The sequence below is a fragment of the Collinsella sp. TM10-22 genome, from assembly GCF_003466125.1.
In the GTDB taxonomy this organism is placed as follows: Bacteria; Actinomycetota; Coriobacteriia; order Coriobacteriales; family Coriobacteriaceae; genus Collinsella.
Genome location: NZ_QSOC01000006.1, coordinates 141,730 through 155,991 on the forward strand (window position 1 = coordinate 141,730; position 14,262 = coordinate 155,991).

The 14,262-nt window shown below is 59.1% G+C and carries 11 protein-coding genes and 1 tRNA gene; 11 read left to right on the top strand and 1 reads right to left on the bottom strand.

Annotation, left to right across the window (positions count from 1 at the left end; translation table 11 throughout):
- Nucleotides 1-258 precede the first annotated feature (258 nt).
- Nucleotides 259-936: a copper homeostasis protein CutC gene (locus DXD94_RS07795; protein ID WP_117763727.1), complete on the top strand. Its 678-nt coding sequence runs from the start codon at nucleotides 259-261 to the stop codon at nucleotides 934-936.
- A gap of 3 nt (nucleotides 937-939) precedes the next feature.
- Nucleotides 940-1,737: a DUF4931 domain-containing protein gene (locus tag DXD94_RS07800; RefSeq protein WP_117763728.1), complete on the top strand. Its 798-nt coding sequence runs from the start codon at nucleotides 940-942 to the stop codon at nucleotides 1,735-1,737.
- Nucleotides 1,738-1,767: 30 nt separating this feature from the next.
- On the opposite strand, the gene DXD94_RS07805 is transcribed toward DXD94_RS07800, so the two are convergent.
- Nucleotides 1,768-2,766, bottom strand: a complete 999-nt coding sequence (locus tag DXD94_RS07805; protein ID WP_117763729.1) for a bile acid:sodium symporter family protein — start codon at nucleotides 2,764-2,766, stop codon at nucleotides 1,768-1,770.
- A 276-nt stretch (nucleotides 2,767-3,042) separates the two neighbouring features.
- Between DXD94_RS07805 and recJ the strand changes: the two genes are divergently transcribed.
- From recJ to rplT, 9 genes are all read left to right on the top strand, one after another.
- A complete protein-coding gene (gene recJ / locus DXD94_RS07810) occupies nucleotides 3,043-6,330 on the top strand; it encodes a single-stranded-DNA-specific exonuclease RecJ (RefSeq protein ID WP_117763730.1) in 3,288 nt (1,095 codons plus the stop codon).
- A 15-nt stretch (nucleotides 6,331-6,345) separates the two neighbouring features.
- Complete coding sequence (locus DXD94_RS07815; protein ID WP_117763731.1) at nucleotides 6,346-8,706, top strand: bifunctional (p)ppGpp synthetase/guanosine-3',5'-bis(diphosphate) 3'-pyrophosphohydrolase; 2,361 nt, start codon at nucleotides 6,346-6,348, stop codon at nucleotides 8,704-8,706.
- 84 nt (nucleotides 8,707-8,790) lie between these two features.
- Complete coding sequence (locus DXD94_RS07820) at nucleotides 8,791-9,474, top strand: MBL fold metallo-hydrolase (protein ID WP_117763732.1); 684 nt, start codon at nucleotides 8,791-8,793, stop codon at nucleotides 9,472-9,474.
- A gap of 194 nt (nucleotides 9,475-9,668) precedes the next feature.
- Nucleotides 9,669-10,535: a class II fructose-1,6-bisphosphate aldolase gene (fba, locus tag DXD94_RS07825; RefSeq protein ID WP_117763733.1), complete on the top strand. Its 867-nt coding sequence runs from the start codon at nucleotides 9,669-9,671 to the stop codon at nucleotides 10,533-10,535.
- 251 nt (nucleotides 10,536-10,786) lie between these two features.
- On the top strand, nucleotides 10,787-12,220 hold the full coding sequence (locus DXD94_RS07830; protein WP_117763734.1) for a transglutaminase-like domain-containing protein: 1,434 nt from the start codon (nucleotides 10,787-10,789) through the stop codon (nucleotides 12,218-12,220).
- A 39-nt stretch (nucleotides 12,221-12,259) separates the two neighbouring features.
- Nucleotides 12,260-12,346, top strand: a tRNA-Leu gene (locus tag DXD94_RS07835).
- Between the two features lie 430 nt (nucleotides 12,347-12,776).
- The gene (infC, locus tag DXD94_RS07840; protein ID WP_117734493.1) at nucleotides 12,777-13,346 is read left to right on the top strand and encodes a translation initiation factor IF-3; all 570 of its coding nucleotides are present in this window, start codon (nucleotides 12,777-12,779) and stop codon (nucleotides 13,344-13,346) included.
- 32 nt (nucleotides 13,347-13,378) lie between these two features.
- Nucleotides 13,379-13,570, top strand: a complete 192-nt coding sequence (rpmI, locus tag DXD94_RS07845; protein ID WP_117734492.1) for a 50S ribosomal protein L35 — start codon at nucleotides 13,379-13,381, stop codon at nucleotides 13,568-13,570.
- A 46-nt stretch (nucleotides 13,571-13,616) separates the two neighbouring features.
- On the top strand, nucleotides 13,617-13,976 hold the full coding sequence (gene rplT / locus DXD94_RS07850; RefSeq protein WP_006234421.1) for a 50S ribosomal protein L20: 360 nt from the start codon (nucleotides 13,617-13,619) through the stop codon (nucleotides 13,974-13,976).
- The last annotated feature ends 286 nt before the right edge of the window (nucleotides 13,977-14,262 follow it).

The window sequence follows — 14,262 nt, forward strand, 5'->3', positions numbered from 1 at the left end:
CTTTCAACTTCGGCGGCATGACCAGAAGGTCAATGCCGCCTTGTTTCAAGGCACCTTGCTCGCTCTGGCGGGCTTTCGCTGACTTCGCCAAAACATCGACGTTGTGGCAGATGCCAACGACTACTCCCTTTATGTTGCGGTGGAATAGGGACTAAATGGGAGTCTCAGAGGCCAAAAGAGTCCCTATTCCACCGCAACTTCATGGGGGCGTGCGACAATGCCCGTCGGAAAACATCTGCTGTCTTTGGGGGTCTATCTATGCTGTACGAGTTTTGTGCCGAGAACTTTGAGCGGGTGCCGGCGGCTATCGACGCCGGTGCAAAGCGCATCGAGCTGTGCGACAACCTTGCCGTCGGTGGTACCACGCCCTCGGCCGGCGTTATCAGCGCTACGGTCAGCTATGCTCACGAGCATGACGCGCGAGTGATGTGCATGATTCGCCCGCGTGGCGGCGACTTTCACTACAACCAGGACGAGCTGCGCATGATGGAGATGGACTTGGGCCTTGCCGTGAGCGCCGGCGCCGACGGCTTGGTCTTTGGCTGCTGCAAGCCTTGTGCCGGCGGATGGGCGCTTGACGAGCTTACGCTCGGCGCCCTCGTTATGGCCGCGGGGTGTGCGACCGAGGAATGCAAGCGCGAGTCCCTTGACATTACCTTCCACATGGCATTTGACCAGCTCTCGCCCGAGGCTCAACTCGATGCGATTGATACACTTGCCGACTGCGGCGTTACGCGCATCCTCACGCATGGCGGCGCGGCCGGTACGTCGATCGAGGATAATTTCGATCACCTGGCTCGTTTAATCGAGTATGCGGGTGATCGTTTGACCATCCTTCCCGGCGGCGGCATCACTACGGCAAATCGCGACGCGGTCGCGGCAGCGCTAGGCGTCCCCGAGCTTCATGGCACCAAGATCGTGCCGCTGGAGGTATAACCCGTGGCGCTGGTATTTGACGTCCAGCAGGCGAACGGTAAGCCCGACGACAACCGGCGCCCTGGCACCGCGTGCCCCTTTTGCGACACGGAGGGGCTCGCCAACATCATCCAGCGCGATGGTGACTGCATTTGGCTCGAGAACAAGTTCAAGACCCTGCGCGTCACCCGTCAAACCGTGTTGATTGAATCGGCAGATCACGATGCCGACTTGGTGACCTATGCACCAGACGAGCTGCATCATGTGATACGATTTGCCCTGGGTTGCTGGCAGCAGATGATCGATTCACAGCAGTATCGAAGCGTGCTCATGTACAAGAACAAGGGCCCGCTTTCGGGTGGTAGCCTCGTCCATCCACACATGCAGATTGTGGGCTTGGAGCAGGAAGACGGCTATGCTTCGCTGACTTCCGCCAATTTCGAAGGCATCAATGTTTGGCAACAGGGGAGAATCTCGGTCAACATCTCAACCGAACCGATTATGGGATTCTTTGAGGTTAACGTCTCGGCTCCACAGGGAATCGCCGCCAGCGACGACGCCCGCGACCAAGCCGAAACGGACCTGTTTGCCGATGCGATTCAGGTGGCCCTGCGCTATATCCTGCACGAGCACCACGGCGGCCGCGCGGAGTCGTACAACTTGTTCTTCTACCACATGGACGGCCGGACCATTGCCAAGGTGTTGCCGCGTTGGGTGGTTTCGCCCTACTTTGTCGGTTATCGTTTGGCCCAGGTCAATGCCGAGACCACGCTCGATATCGATGCAGAGCGCCTGCGTGCGCATCTGGAAACGCTCGTATAGCAAGACTATCACCCGCGTAATGCGGACAGTCTAGCGTCCCATGGCGTCGCGGCCGGCCTCGACCCGCTTGCGCTGTTTGGCGCGCTCCTCGCCAGTCAAGCGCTCAAAGAGATGCCCGATAATCGAGGCAAGTACCTGTTGAAACAGCGTGCCGCACATGACGGGGAACACGACCTCGCCGGGAAAATACTGCGTGGCGATGACGGCGCCCGAAGAGATGTTGCGCATGCCGCAGGTAAAGCACATGGTAGTCGTTTCGCCATATGGCAGGTGCAGGGCGCGTGCGACCAGAACGCCGATGATAAAGCCGCTGATGGCGAAGACCAGGATAAAGAGTGCGACTTCCAGACGCTCGACGTTCATATGCAGCACGTACTCGCTCATGGCGGTGGAGTTGGACGCGATGACACCCATCATCATGAACTTGCAGGCGGGCGAAAGCGCGGGGGAGAGTTTCTCATGACCCCAGCCGCGCGTGAGTTCGTTAATGACGATACCGAGCACGGCGGGTATGGCGATCATAAAGGCCATATTCTGCATCATGCTTGGCACGTCGATCGAGACGGTGGCGCCCAGCAGGAGCTTGAGCGTGAGCGGAATCGTCACGGGCGATATAACCGAAGACGTCAGGATGATGGTGAGTGCGAGCGGGCCGTTGCCGCCGAACATGCTAATCCACATAAAGGCAGTGACTGCCACGGGTACGCTGTACTCGAGCACGATGCCGCAGACAAGGTTGGGATTGGAGCCAAAGAACAGTGAGCCCATGGCATACGCCGCGATGGGGGTGATCACAGCCGAGACAAATAACGCCAAAATCAGATGCAGGGGACGGCGGAACACCTCGGCCACCTGGTGAAAGGTGTTGCTGAGCGCACCTTGGAACGTCATAAAGGCAAACAGGGCGGGAACGATGGGCTTGAGCACGCCGATCTGCTGGGGAAAGAGCACGCCGAGCGTCACGCAAATCGGAACGATGATTTGCATGTGCCCCGCGAGAAATTTGCCCAGTCCAACCCACTGCTTCATATGCGCTTGCGACTCCCTTTGCTCGTGAATTCGTTTTGAATGGATATGCTAGACGCTCGCATGCGTCCGTGCGTCAGAAATGCTCGATTATTTCGAGGCTATTACCGGCATCGTTTATCGAAACCGCGGCGTGCTGCAGCGATTGGCGTCCGCGGTGCACGGTATAATAAATCCATTCAACAGATCTGCCTGCCGAAGCGGGCATACACAGAGGACTCATCGCTATGAACCGTGAGAGGTATCGCGGCGACCTGCCCCTATCGGGGGTGGGCGCCTATGTCATCGCTTAAGACGACGCATCGCTGGGCGGTCGCTCAGCAAAACCCCGAGCTCGAAAAGGGGCTTTCGGCTGGCCTGGGCATACCCGGGCTGGTGGCGCGCATTATGGTTGCGCACGGCATTACATCCATCGAGGAAGGTCAGTTGTTTTTGACGCCTTCACTCGATCGCGACTGGGCCGACCCACTCATTATCCCGGGCATGTCGGTCGTTGCCGACCGCGTCGAGCGTGCCATTCGCAACCACGAGCACATCGCGGTCTTTGGCGATTTTGACGTTGACGGTATTACGTCGACCTGTCTGTTGACCGAGGCACTGCGCGCGTTTGGTGCCGATGTCACGCCGTTTATTCCACATCGCTTTGACGAGGGCTACGGTCTTTCGCGCGCGGCGCTCGACCGCGTTAACGAGCTCGCTCGCCCCCAGCTGATCGTGACCGTCGATAACGGTATTGCCGCCAAGGAAGAGGTCTCCTATCTGGAGAGCCTGGGGATCGATTTGGTGGTCACGGACCATCACGAGCCCTCCGATCAGGTGCCGCAGGGCGTGCCCCTGACCGACCCTAAGCTCGAGGACGAGGGCCCTTCGCGCGAGCTTGCCGGTGCCGGTGTGGCGCTCAAGCTGGTGCAAGTCCTGGGCGAGCGTTTGGGCAAACCGTCGTATTGGCGTTCGCTGATCGAGGTTGCGGCGCTTGGCACCGTGTCCGACATGATGCCGCTGACGCCCGAGAACCGCGCACTGGTCGCCGAGGGCATCCAGCAGATGCGCGTGACGGCTCGTCCCGGCTACATCGCGCTGGCAGCGCTCGCCAAGGCCGACCTCTCTAGCATTACGGCCGATGGCCTGTCGTTTTCGCTCATCCCTCGTCTGAATGCTGCCGGCCGCATGGCTGATCCCAAGCTGGCGCTCGACCTGCTGCTTGCCCGCGACCCCATCGAAGCGAGTGCGCTTGCCGCCGAGCTCGAGGAAATCAATCGCCAACGCCGCGAGATCGAGGCGGAGCTCACACGCGATGCCATGGCGAAGGTCGAGGAGACTTATGACGGCGGTCGCGCGATCATCGTGGGCGGCGAGGGCTGGCACGAGGGCGTCAAGGGTATCGTAGCGAGCCGTCTGACCAACCGTTATCACGTGCCGGCGCTGCTGTTCTCGATCGAAGACGGTATCGCTCGCGGTTCGGGTCGCTCGGTGGGCAAGGTCAGCCTGTTCGACGCCGTCGAGCGTTGCTCCGACCTGCTGATTCGTCGCGGCGGGCATGCGGGTGCGGTGGGCGTGACCATCGAGGCGTCCAAGCTCGGCGAGTTCCGTCGTCGCCTTTCCGCCGTGCTGTCCGAGCTTCCCGCCGAGGACTTTGAGGACACCGACGAGGTTGCCGCCACCGTTGACCTCTCCGAGCTGAATATTGAGACCATCGAGCAGATCTCCCGTCTTGAGCCGTTTGGCCAGGGCAACAAGGTGCCGCTGTTGGCGGCCGAGGGCGTGACAATGTGCGATCGTGCCGTGGTGGGCAAAACCGGCGAGCATATGCGCTTCGTGGCGACCGATGGCGCCGCGAGTGTACCGGCCATTATGTTCCGCGTGCCGCAGATCGATAAGCTCATCAATTGCGATAGCGCCGTCGATTTGGTGTTCGAGGCCGTGGCCGAGCATTGGCAAGGTCGCGTAAAGCCAAAGCTCATGATCAAGGATGTTTTGGTCCGCGATACCACGGCGCCCTGCGTCGACGATCCGGCATGCGAGCTTCGCCGCGGCGTACAACCGGCGGATTCCGGCCTGCGCCTGGAGTCGCGTAAGCGCGAGACGCTCGCCCAGCTTTCCTATACCGAGCTGACGCGCTCGCTTATCCATAGCTTTATCGGCTCGAACCAGCCACACCGCGCGCAGGTTGAGGCACTCGATGCCTTGGCCGACCACAAGAGCGTCTTGGCCGTTATGGGAACGGGCCGCGGCAAGTCTCTCATCTTCCATGTACATGCCGCGCGTGAGGCGGTGCTTCGCGGACGTGCGAGCATCTTTGTCTATCCGCTGCGTGCGCTCGTTGCCGACCAGGCCTATCACCTTTCTTCGACGATGGCAGCGCTTGGCATTGGTGTTGGCGTGCTGACCGGCGAGACCGTGGAGGCGGCGCGCGATGACGTGTTTGCCGGTTTGGCTTCGGGCCGCACCGGCATCGTGCTCACGACGCCCGAGTTCCTGTCCATTCACCGCGATCGCTTTGCGCGTTCGGGGCGCATCGGTTTTGTCGTTATCGATGAGGCGCATCATGCCGGTCTTGCCAAAGGTGGCGACCGGAGCGCGTACCTCGACATGCCCGATATTCTCAAAGCGCTAGGCGATCCCGTTGTCATGGCGGCAACGGCTACCGCGACGGCTCCGGTCGTGGCAGAGCTCGCTCGCGTATTGCCGATTACCAGCACGGTGGTTGACGAGACGGTGCGCGAGAACTTGCAGCTCGAGGATGACCGAGACCTCGCAAGCCGCGAAAATCGCCTGGTGTCGATTGTGGCGACGGGGGAGAAGACCGTTATCTACGTCAATTCGCGCGACCAGTCCGTGGCACTTGCCAAGACGCTGCGCAAGCGCGTGCCAGACTGTGCGACCCATATCGCGTTCTATAACGCCGGGCTCGCGCGTTCCGATCGCCGCCGCGTCGAGGAGGCGTTTCGAGATGGCAGCCTCAGCTGCATCGTCTCGACCTCGGCCTTCGGTGAGGGCGTCAACCTGCCCGATATCCGACATGTCGTGCTCTACCATATGCCGTTTGGCGCGATTGAGTTTAACCAGATGAGCGGCCGTGCCGGTCGTGACGGACAGCCCGCCGTGATCCACCTGCTCTATTCGTCGCGTGACGCTCGTATTAATGAGCGCCTGCTCGATTGTTACGCGCCCGAGCGCGATGAGCTTGTCACGCTCTATCGAGCGCTGCAGACCATGTGGCGCTCCAACCGTGGCAAGACGGGGGACGATTCATTCTGCGCAAGCGATATCGACATTGCGCAGATGTGCCTTGCAATCGACGCGCGCACGCCGGTCGATGAGCGCTCGGTGGCAAGCGGCTTGGGAATCTTCGAAGAACTCGGTTTCTGCCGCGTTTCGGGGTTTGACGATACGCGTCGCATCGCGATGGCAGAAAACCCCGGCCGCGTGCAATTGAGCAGGTCAATTCGCTATTTGGAGGGCTTGCGCTCGCGCATGGAGTTCTCGGCTTTCCGGAGTTGGGCGCTCGATTCGTGCGCTTCTGATATGCTAGCCAAAGTTAACCGCCCGATCGTACCGCGGGCCTAGGGGAAGGGGACCTCGATGGATGTCGCAGCCCGTACCGCCCATGATTCCACCCTCCAGCCTTTTTCTGAGATGGAGCACTATAAACATGCCGATGAGCTGCCGCCCGAGATTATGGCGGACAGTTACGACAAGCTGGAGCGTCTGTGCCTCAAATATATGAATGAGGATGACTTCTCCATGGTGGAGCAGGCCTACTGCTTTGCCGCCGAGAAGCATTGCAACCAAAAGCGCCGCTCGGGTGAGATGTACATTAACCATCCCGTCGAGGTGGCCATCATTCTGGCTGATCTCAAGATGGACTGTGATGTGGTGTGCGCCGCGTTGCTGCACGATACCGTCGAGGACACCGAAACCTCGCTTGCCGACGTTTCCGGCCTGTTTGGCGAAACCGTGGCAGAGCTCGTCGACGGCGTGACCAAGCTCACCAACATCGAAGTCGACAGCATGGACGAGAAGCAGGCCCTTACGCTGCGCAAGATGTTCCTCGCCATGTCCAAGGATATTCGCGTCATCATCGTCAAGCTCGCCGACCGCCTGCATAACATGCGCACGCTTGCCGCCCTGCGCGAGGACCGCCGCCTGTTTAAGGCGCGCGAGACCATGGACGTGTACGCGCCTCTGGCCGACCGCCTGGGCATGAGCTCTATCAAGTGGGAGCTCGAGGACCTGTCCTTCTTCTACCTTGAGCCCGACGCCTACCAGCGCATCGCGCGCATGGTGGCGGAGTCGCGCGAGGTTCGCGAGCGCTATCTGGCCGAGACCATCAAGACGCTCACCGACGAGCTCAACCGCATTGGTCTTGAGGGCTTTCAGATCAACGGTCGTTCCAAGCACTATTGGTCCATCTATCAAAAGATGAAGCGCAAGGGTAAGGAGTTCTCCGAGATTTACGACCTGGTGGCGCTGCGCGTCATCACTCATTCGGTGCGCGATTGCTATTCCACGCTTGGTGCCGTACATACCTTGTGGCATCCCATGCCCGGTCGTTTTAAAGATTATATCGCCATGCCCAAGGTCAATAACTACCAATCGCTTCACACGACGGTTATCGGCCCCACGGCCCGTCCGCTCGAGATTCAGATTCGAACCTACGAGATGCACGAGCAGGCAGAGTACGGCATCGCCGCCCACTGGCTGTACAAGAAGTCGGGCGGATCGTCTGCCTCCAAGACCAACGACGCGCAGCGTCTGGACGACCAGATTAACTGGCTCAAACATTCGCTCGATTGGGCTGCGTCTGATGAGATCACCGACGCCAAGGAATACCTGCATTCGCTGAAGGTCGACTTGTTTGACCAGGAGATTTTTGTCTTTACGCCCAAGGGAGAGGTCATGGCGCTTCGCGCCGGCTCAACACCGCTCGACTTTGCCTACGCCGTTCATACCGAGGTCGGCAACCACTGCGTCGGCGCTAAGATCAACGGTGCGGTGGCGCCGCTCACGCACGAAATCAAGACGGGCGACCGCGTTGAAATCCTGACCAACAAGAGTTCCAAGCCGTCGCGTGATTGGCTCAAGATCGTTAAGACACCTTCCGCCAAGTCAAAGATCCGCCGCTATTTTGCCGCCGCGACCAAGGACGACGACGCTGCCGCCGGCCGCGATATACTGGCCAAGGACCTGCGCAAGCGCGGGTATGGCATCTCTACGCCACGATCCACGCGTGCGCTCAACGCCGTGGCGGAGCAGTTTAACTACAAGCAGCTCGAGGACCTGTTTGCCGCCGTCGGCGCGGGCAAAGTCGCCCCGCGCGCTGTGGGTAACAAGGTCGAGCAAATCTTGGACCCCAAGCCCGAGGAGCAGCTCACCAAGGCCGAGGCCATTGCCGAGGTCGTCAAGCAGCCTGCCCGCGGCTCCAACCGCAAGCCGCAAAAGCGCGGCAAGAGCGCCAGCAACGGCATTATCGTCAAGGGCGAGAGCAACAGCGGTCTGCTGGTCCGTTTGGCGCATTGCTGCAATCCGGTGACGGGCGACGACATCGTCGGCTTCATCACGCGCGGCCGAGGCGTCTCGGTGCATCGCGCCAACTGCCCCAACGTCAAGGGCCTTATGGAGCACCCCGAGCGCATGATTGACGTAGAGTGGGACGGCGCTGCCGACACCCTCTTCCAGGTCGAGATCGTGGTCGAGTGTCTGGACCGCATGGGCCTGCTCAAGGATGTCACCATTGCCATTGGCGATGCGGGCGGCAATATCCTTTCTGCTGCCACGTCGACCAACCGCGAGGGTATTGCAACCCTGCGCTTTATGGTCGAGATCTCGGACGCGAGTGGTCTGGATCCGCTGCTGGCATCGATTAGCAGCGTCGACTCGGTCTACGATGCACGTCGTTTGATGCCTGGCGAGGGTGGAGCTCAGCTCAAGCGCCGCGTTTAGTCGCGACGAACGTGCCACATTATCGATATTCGCTACACTCGAGGCATCGTTTGATGCCTCGAGTTCTATAGAGAGGAGAGGGATATGAGCGCTGCGTCCTTGGATTTAACTCCCAAAGGATCGGTCGAGATCGAGACGCTCGTAAACGGTCCCATTCAGACCAACAGCTATGCTGTTATTTCGGACAATGAGTGCGTGATTATCGACCCCGCATGGGAAGGCGAGCGCCTGGTGGAGTATATTCGAGCCGAGCATCCCGGTGTACGCGTGCTTGGCGCCGTATGCACTCATGGCCATGCCGATCATGTTGGTGGTGTTGCCGGCGTACGAACCGCCGTTGGCGAGGGCTGCCAGTATGAGCTGTGTGCTAAGGATGTGGCGGTGCCGTATGCGAATATCGAGGAACAGCGAGCTATGTGGGGCATTGAGACGCCCGACCCCGGGGAGCCGACGCGCCTGCTCGCCGAGGGCGATGCTATTGAGGTGGGCGATATCTGCCTGCAGGTGATCGAGACGCCCGGGCACACACCGGGTGGCATTGTTTTGTTCGCCGCCACCGAGCAGGGAAGCATCGCCTTTGTTGGCGACACGCTATTCCCGGGCAGCCACGGCCGTACCGACCTTTCCGGCGGAGACGAGGCTGCGATTCTGCGCTCGCTCTCCAAGCTCGCCCGGCTTCTCCCGCCCGATACCGTTTGCCTAACCGGCCATGGCGCTTCGACCACCATGGCACGCGAGCTCATGCAGAACCCTTTCATGCAGATGTAGCTTAATAGTCGGCTTCTAAAGCACGAGAAGCGCCCAAACGTCAAGCTATTTTTCTCCAACGGGTCGATTCCGTAGGGCAAACGGTCAAAAAAGTCTGTTTGGACGATATTCGTGAACAAACGAACGTTTATGCTCGGGTACGCCGTGGTAAAATCACAGGCGTTATTGGAGCAACCTTACAGGAGGTTTCTTTTATGCTCGTCAACGCAGCAGACATGCTCAAGAAGGCCGAGGCCGGCAAGTACGCTCTCGGTGCCTTCAACACCAACAACCTCGAGTGGACCCTGGCTATTCTCCAGGCCGCCGAGGAGGCCAAGTCTCCGCTGATCCTTCAGTGCACCGCTGGTGCCGCTAAGTGGATGGGCGGTTTCAAGGTCTGCGCCGACATGGTCAAGGCTGCCGTCGAGGCCACGGACGTTACCGTTCCCGTCGCCCTTCACCTCGATCACGGTTCTTACGAGGACTGCTTCAAGTGCATCGAGGCCGGCTTCACGTCCATCATGTATGACGGCTCTCACGAGGAGACCTTCCAGCTTAACCTCGACCGCACCAAGGAGCTCGTTGAGCTTGCCCACTCCAAGGGCATGTCCATCGAGGCCGAGGTTGGCGGCATCGGCGGCACCGAGGACGGCGTGACCTCCAACGGCGAGCTCGCTGACCCCGCTGAGTGCAAGCAGATTGCCGACCTGGGCGTTGACTTCCTCGCCTGCGGCATCGGCAACATCCACGGCGTGTATCCCGCCGACTGGGCTGGCCTGTCCTTCGAGCGTCTGGGCGAGATCAAGGCCCAGACCGGTGACCTGCCCCTCGTTCTGCACGGTGGTACCGGCATCCCCGAGGATCAGATCAAGAAGGCCATCTCCCTGGGCATCTCCAAGATCAACGTCAACACCGACCTGCAGCTCGTCTTCGCCAAGGGCGTCCGCGAGTACATCGAGGCTGGCAAGGATCAGCAGGGCAAGGGCTTTGACCCCCGCAAGCTCCTCAAGCCTGGTCGCGACAACATCGTTGCTCGCACCAGGGAGCTCATGGAGGAGTTTGGCTCCGTCAATAAGGCGTAAGCGTCGCTAAACTTCCCGCCGGAAGCCCCGTCCCCCTACACTGTTTTCTTTGCGCTCACCTGGCTTTGCCAGAAGTCGCGCCAAGAAAACAGCTCCGGGGGACGGGGCTTCCTTCGTTTAACGCCGCAGGGTTACGAGGCTGAATTATTTATTTGACTACCGTTCAGCGGTGTTGATGGCTCCCTTGTTGGGGCTTTCTTTTTATCTCGCTACAATGGGCTTCAAGCGTTCTAGTGACTTGGAGTTTTGGTATGGCTGTTATTAATGTGCTGCCTTCGGATGGGAAGGTTATTGACGAGGGTCCAGTTGGTTGCTCTGCTGATGTTCGCTGTGATGACTTTCGTCATCTCGATGTTGGACTGCCGCCCGAGATTCTTCGTCTTAAGGATGCCGGGTATTTGACGCAGGCTGTTGCTGCCTGCGATCGCCTTTTGGAGCAGAACCCCGAGCCTTCGCTGGCTGCTTGTGTTCGTGCCGAGCGGTATCGCATGATCGAGACGCCGCTTCATTTTTCGGTGTCGCGTGATCGGGCTATTGAGATGATCCGCGAGGAATGGCCCGAGTTTACCGATAAGCAGTTTGACGACCTGATTGACCGCAAGCGTATCGATTGGCGTTTTATCGATGGCGAGCTATTTGTCCTCGACAATTTCCTTGATTCCTTGCGCGTGTATCCCAAGGAGGTTCCGGGCCTGCGCCCCGATCCTACGGATAGCATTGCGCTGCGCAACCAGATGCTCGAGGAGATGGAAACGCAGGGCGGGCTGTCTCGTACCATTACGCTTAAGGCGTGCGTGTCTGTCCCCGGGGCTTTGGAAGGAGAGGCCGTTCGCGCGTGGCTTCCCGTTGCCGCTGCCTGCCGCCAGCAGTCTCAGATCGAGATTCTTGATATGACGCCGGAGGGGGTCATTGCCCCTGCGAACGCCTTGGCGCGTACCGCTTCGTGGGTCTCCTCGACCGATCGCTCGTTCTCGGTGATCTATCGTTATCAAATCGATGCCGCTTATCACGATATCTATGGGGGTGCGCTTCCAGCGCATCCGTGTATGGACACATCGCTGCCCGAGGACATTTCCGAGGACCGTCCACACATTGCGTTCACGCCGTATCTGCAGCAGCTGACTGAGCGTGTCGTTGACGGGCTCGAGGACCAGCTCGATCGAGCTCGGGCTATCTATGATTACTTGACGCTGCATATCGACTATCGCTATCAGCCGCCGTATCTGCTTTTGGGCTCCATCGCCGATGACTGTGCGCATTCGCTTCGCGGTGATTGTGGCGTTATGGCGCTCACGTTTATCACCATGTGCCGCATTGCCGGTGTGCCCGCCCGCTGGCAGAGCGGCCTGTACGTTGCGCCCGACTCGGTGGGGCCGCATGACTGGGCGGAGTTTTATACGCCGCAGACTGGCTGGCTCAACGCCGATGTCTCGTTTGGTTCCTCGGCGCGTAGGATGGGGGAGGAATGGCGCCGCCGCCACTATTTTGGTAACCTCGATCCGTGGCGCATGGTGGCAAATTCCCGGTTCCAGGCAGGGTTTGAACCCGTCTTCGACGGTATGCGCGAGGATCCCTATGACAACCAGATGGGGGAGGTCTCGGTCGACGGTCGTGGATGCCGTCGGCGCGAGATGCTCCGTTCGGTCGAGCTCATCGAAATGCTCGAAGTTCCATTTTCGGACTAATCAACAGAAAGCTGTGATAAACTAACTCACGCATTACGTGCCCGAGTGGCGGAATTGGCAGACGCAGTGGACTCAAAATCCACCGTTGGCAACAACGTGCGAGTTCGAGTCTCGCCTCGGGCACCATACATGCAGCTGAGCGTTCAAGGGGGTCAAGGCCCCCTTTTTCGTGCCGAACTCGCGTGAGCGCGCGAAACGTTAAGCAAACAGGCCGGCGGCCTGTTTGTAGCGGAGCGTGGCGAGGGCGCTATGCGCCCGAAGCCCGGGGTTTCGCAAAGCGAAAGCCCTTCGAGTCTCGCCTCGGGCACCATGCATGCACCTGCGCTTCAAGGGGGCCAAGGCCCCTTTTTCGTGTACGTAATGTGATAGCGCGCTGTACGTGTTATTATCGCCAAGGCGTTGTTCCCGCAATGCCCTAAAGAGGAACCCGAGGGTTCCCACCTTTTGGCGCCAATGAGCAGCTGACTGGTCATACAACTTAGATTTACTTCCTCATTTCGAGGATGTCTATGTGTACGACCTGGTTGCTGAGAAGCGCCGGGTTATTTTTTTATGAATGGAGGTAGGGAAAATAGCTAAGTCTGATGACACCCGCATCAACGACGAGATCACTGCATCTTCGTGCCGTTTGATTGGCGTCGATGGCTCTCAGCTCGGCCTGTTCGCCATCCGCGATGCCCAGCGCGTCGCCGACGATCAGGGTCTCGACTTGGTCGAGATCGCTCCCAACGCGGAGCCGCCGGTCTGTAAGGTCATGGACTACGGTAAGTTCAAGTACCAGCAGGCCATGAAGGCCAAGGCCGCTCGTAAGAACCAGTCTAAGGTCGAGGTCAAGGAAATGAAGTTCCGACCCAAGATCGATGTTGGCGACTACGAGACCAAGAAGGGCCACGTTCTGCGTTTCCTCAAGAAGGGCGCACGCGTTAAGATCACCATCATGTTCCGCGGCCGTGAGATGGCTCACCCGGAGCAGGGTCTTAACGTTCTCGAGCGTCTCGCCGAGGATCTCAAGCCTTACGCTACGGTCGAGTCCAAGCCTAAGATGGAGGGCCGTAACATGCTTATGCTGCTCGCCCCGATTAAGGGCGCTTTCGATGAGGAAAAAGCGGCAAACGATACTAAGTAACTAGTGTTCTGTAACCGATTAAGGAGTATTTCATGCCTAAGATGAAGTCCCACAGCGGCACCAAGAAGCGTTTCCGCAAGACTGGTACCGGCAAGCTCATGCGCGCCAAGGCTTTCAAGAGCCACATCCTGAGCAAGAAGTCCACCAAGCGTAAGCGTGGCTTCCGCAAGGAGACCGAGATCGCCGCTGCCGACCGCAAGGTCATCAAGTCGCGTCTCGCCTAAGTTCGCGTTCCCTTTTTTCGTCTTACCGTCTAGGAGTTGATAGAACATGGCACGTATTAAGCGCGCTGTTGCCGCCAAGAAGAAGCGCCGTACCGTTATGCACCGTGCGAAGGGTTACTACGGTGCCGCTTCGCGTACTTACAAGCATGCTAAAGAGCAGGTCCAGCACTCCCTGCAGTATCAGTATCGTGATCGCCGCAACAAGAAGCGCGAGATCCGTTCTCTCTGGATCACCCGTATCAACGCTGCCGCTCGCCTGAACGACATTTCTTATTCTCAGTTCATGCACGGCCTGAAGGTTGCCGGCATTGAGCTCGACCGCAAGGTCCTGGCTCAGATGGCTTACGAGGACATCGAGTCCTTCAACGAGCTGGCCACCATTGCCAAGAAGGCTCTCGAGGCCTAATAGATTCTCTTGAATCGCTAGGGGAGTGTCGCGTTGTGCGCGGCGCTCCCTCTTTTTATCTGAAGCGCGGTTTACATTGCTAAAAGCGCGGGTAGATAGACACCTACAGGTGACCGATCTCTATATATTCCTGAACCAAAGGGTCATCATCTGATACGTGCGGAAGATTCGCACCAGTCTTTCTATTAGCTATAGAAGGCGATATATTGTGTAGGACTTGTGAAGAGTGGACTTGACGTTCCACAGGCCCCTCCGGTCTGGCAATATATCTCCTTGCCGCGCGGCC

Bases quoted from the DNA above. Each gene is read 5' to 3' on its own strand.
- DXD94_RS07805 (WP_117763729.1), bottom strand. From the start codon at position 2,766: ATGAAGCAGTGGGTTGGACTGGGCAAATTTCTCGCGGGGCACATGCAA.
- DXD94_RS07830 (WP_117763734.1), top strand. From the start codon at position 10,787: ATGGCTGTTATTAATGTGCTGCCTTCGGATGGGAAGGTTATTGACGAG.
- rplT (WP_006234421.1), top strand. From the start codon at position 13,617: ATGGCACGTATTAAGCGCGCTGTTGCCGCCAAGAAGAAGCGCCGTACC.
- fba (WP_117763733.1), top strand. From the start codon at position 9,669: ATGCTCGTCAACGCAGCAGACATGCTCAAGAAGGCCGAGGCCGGCAAG.
- DXD94_RS07820 (WP_117763732.1), top strand. From the start codon at position 8,791: ATGAGCGCTGCGTCCTTGGATTTAACTCCCAAAGGATCGGTCGAGATC.
- DXD94_RS07815 (WP_117763731.1), top strand. From the start codon at position 6,346: ATGGATGTCGCAGCCCGTACCGCCCATGATTCCACCCTCCAGCCTTTT.
- infC (WP_117734493.1), top strand. From the start codon at position 12,777: ATGGAGGTAGGGAAAATAGCTAAGTCTGATGACACCCGCATCAACGAC.
- DXD94_RS07795 (WP_117763727.1), top strand. From the start codon at position 259: ATGCTGTACGAGTTTTGTGCCGAGAACTTTGAGCGGGTGCCGGCGGCT.
- rpmI (WP_117734492.1), top strand. From the start codon at position 13,379: ATGCCTAAGATGAAGTCCCACAGCGGCACCAAGAAGCGTTTCCGCAAG.
- recJ (WP_117763730.1), top strand. From the start codon at position 3,043: ATGTCATCGCTTAAGACGACGCATCGCTGGGCGGTCGCTCAGCAAAAC.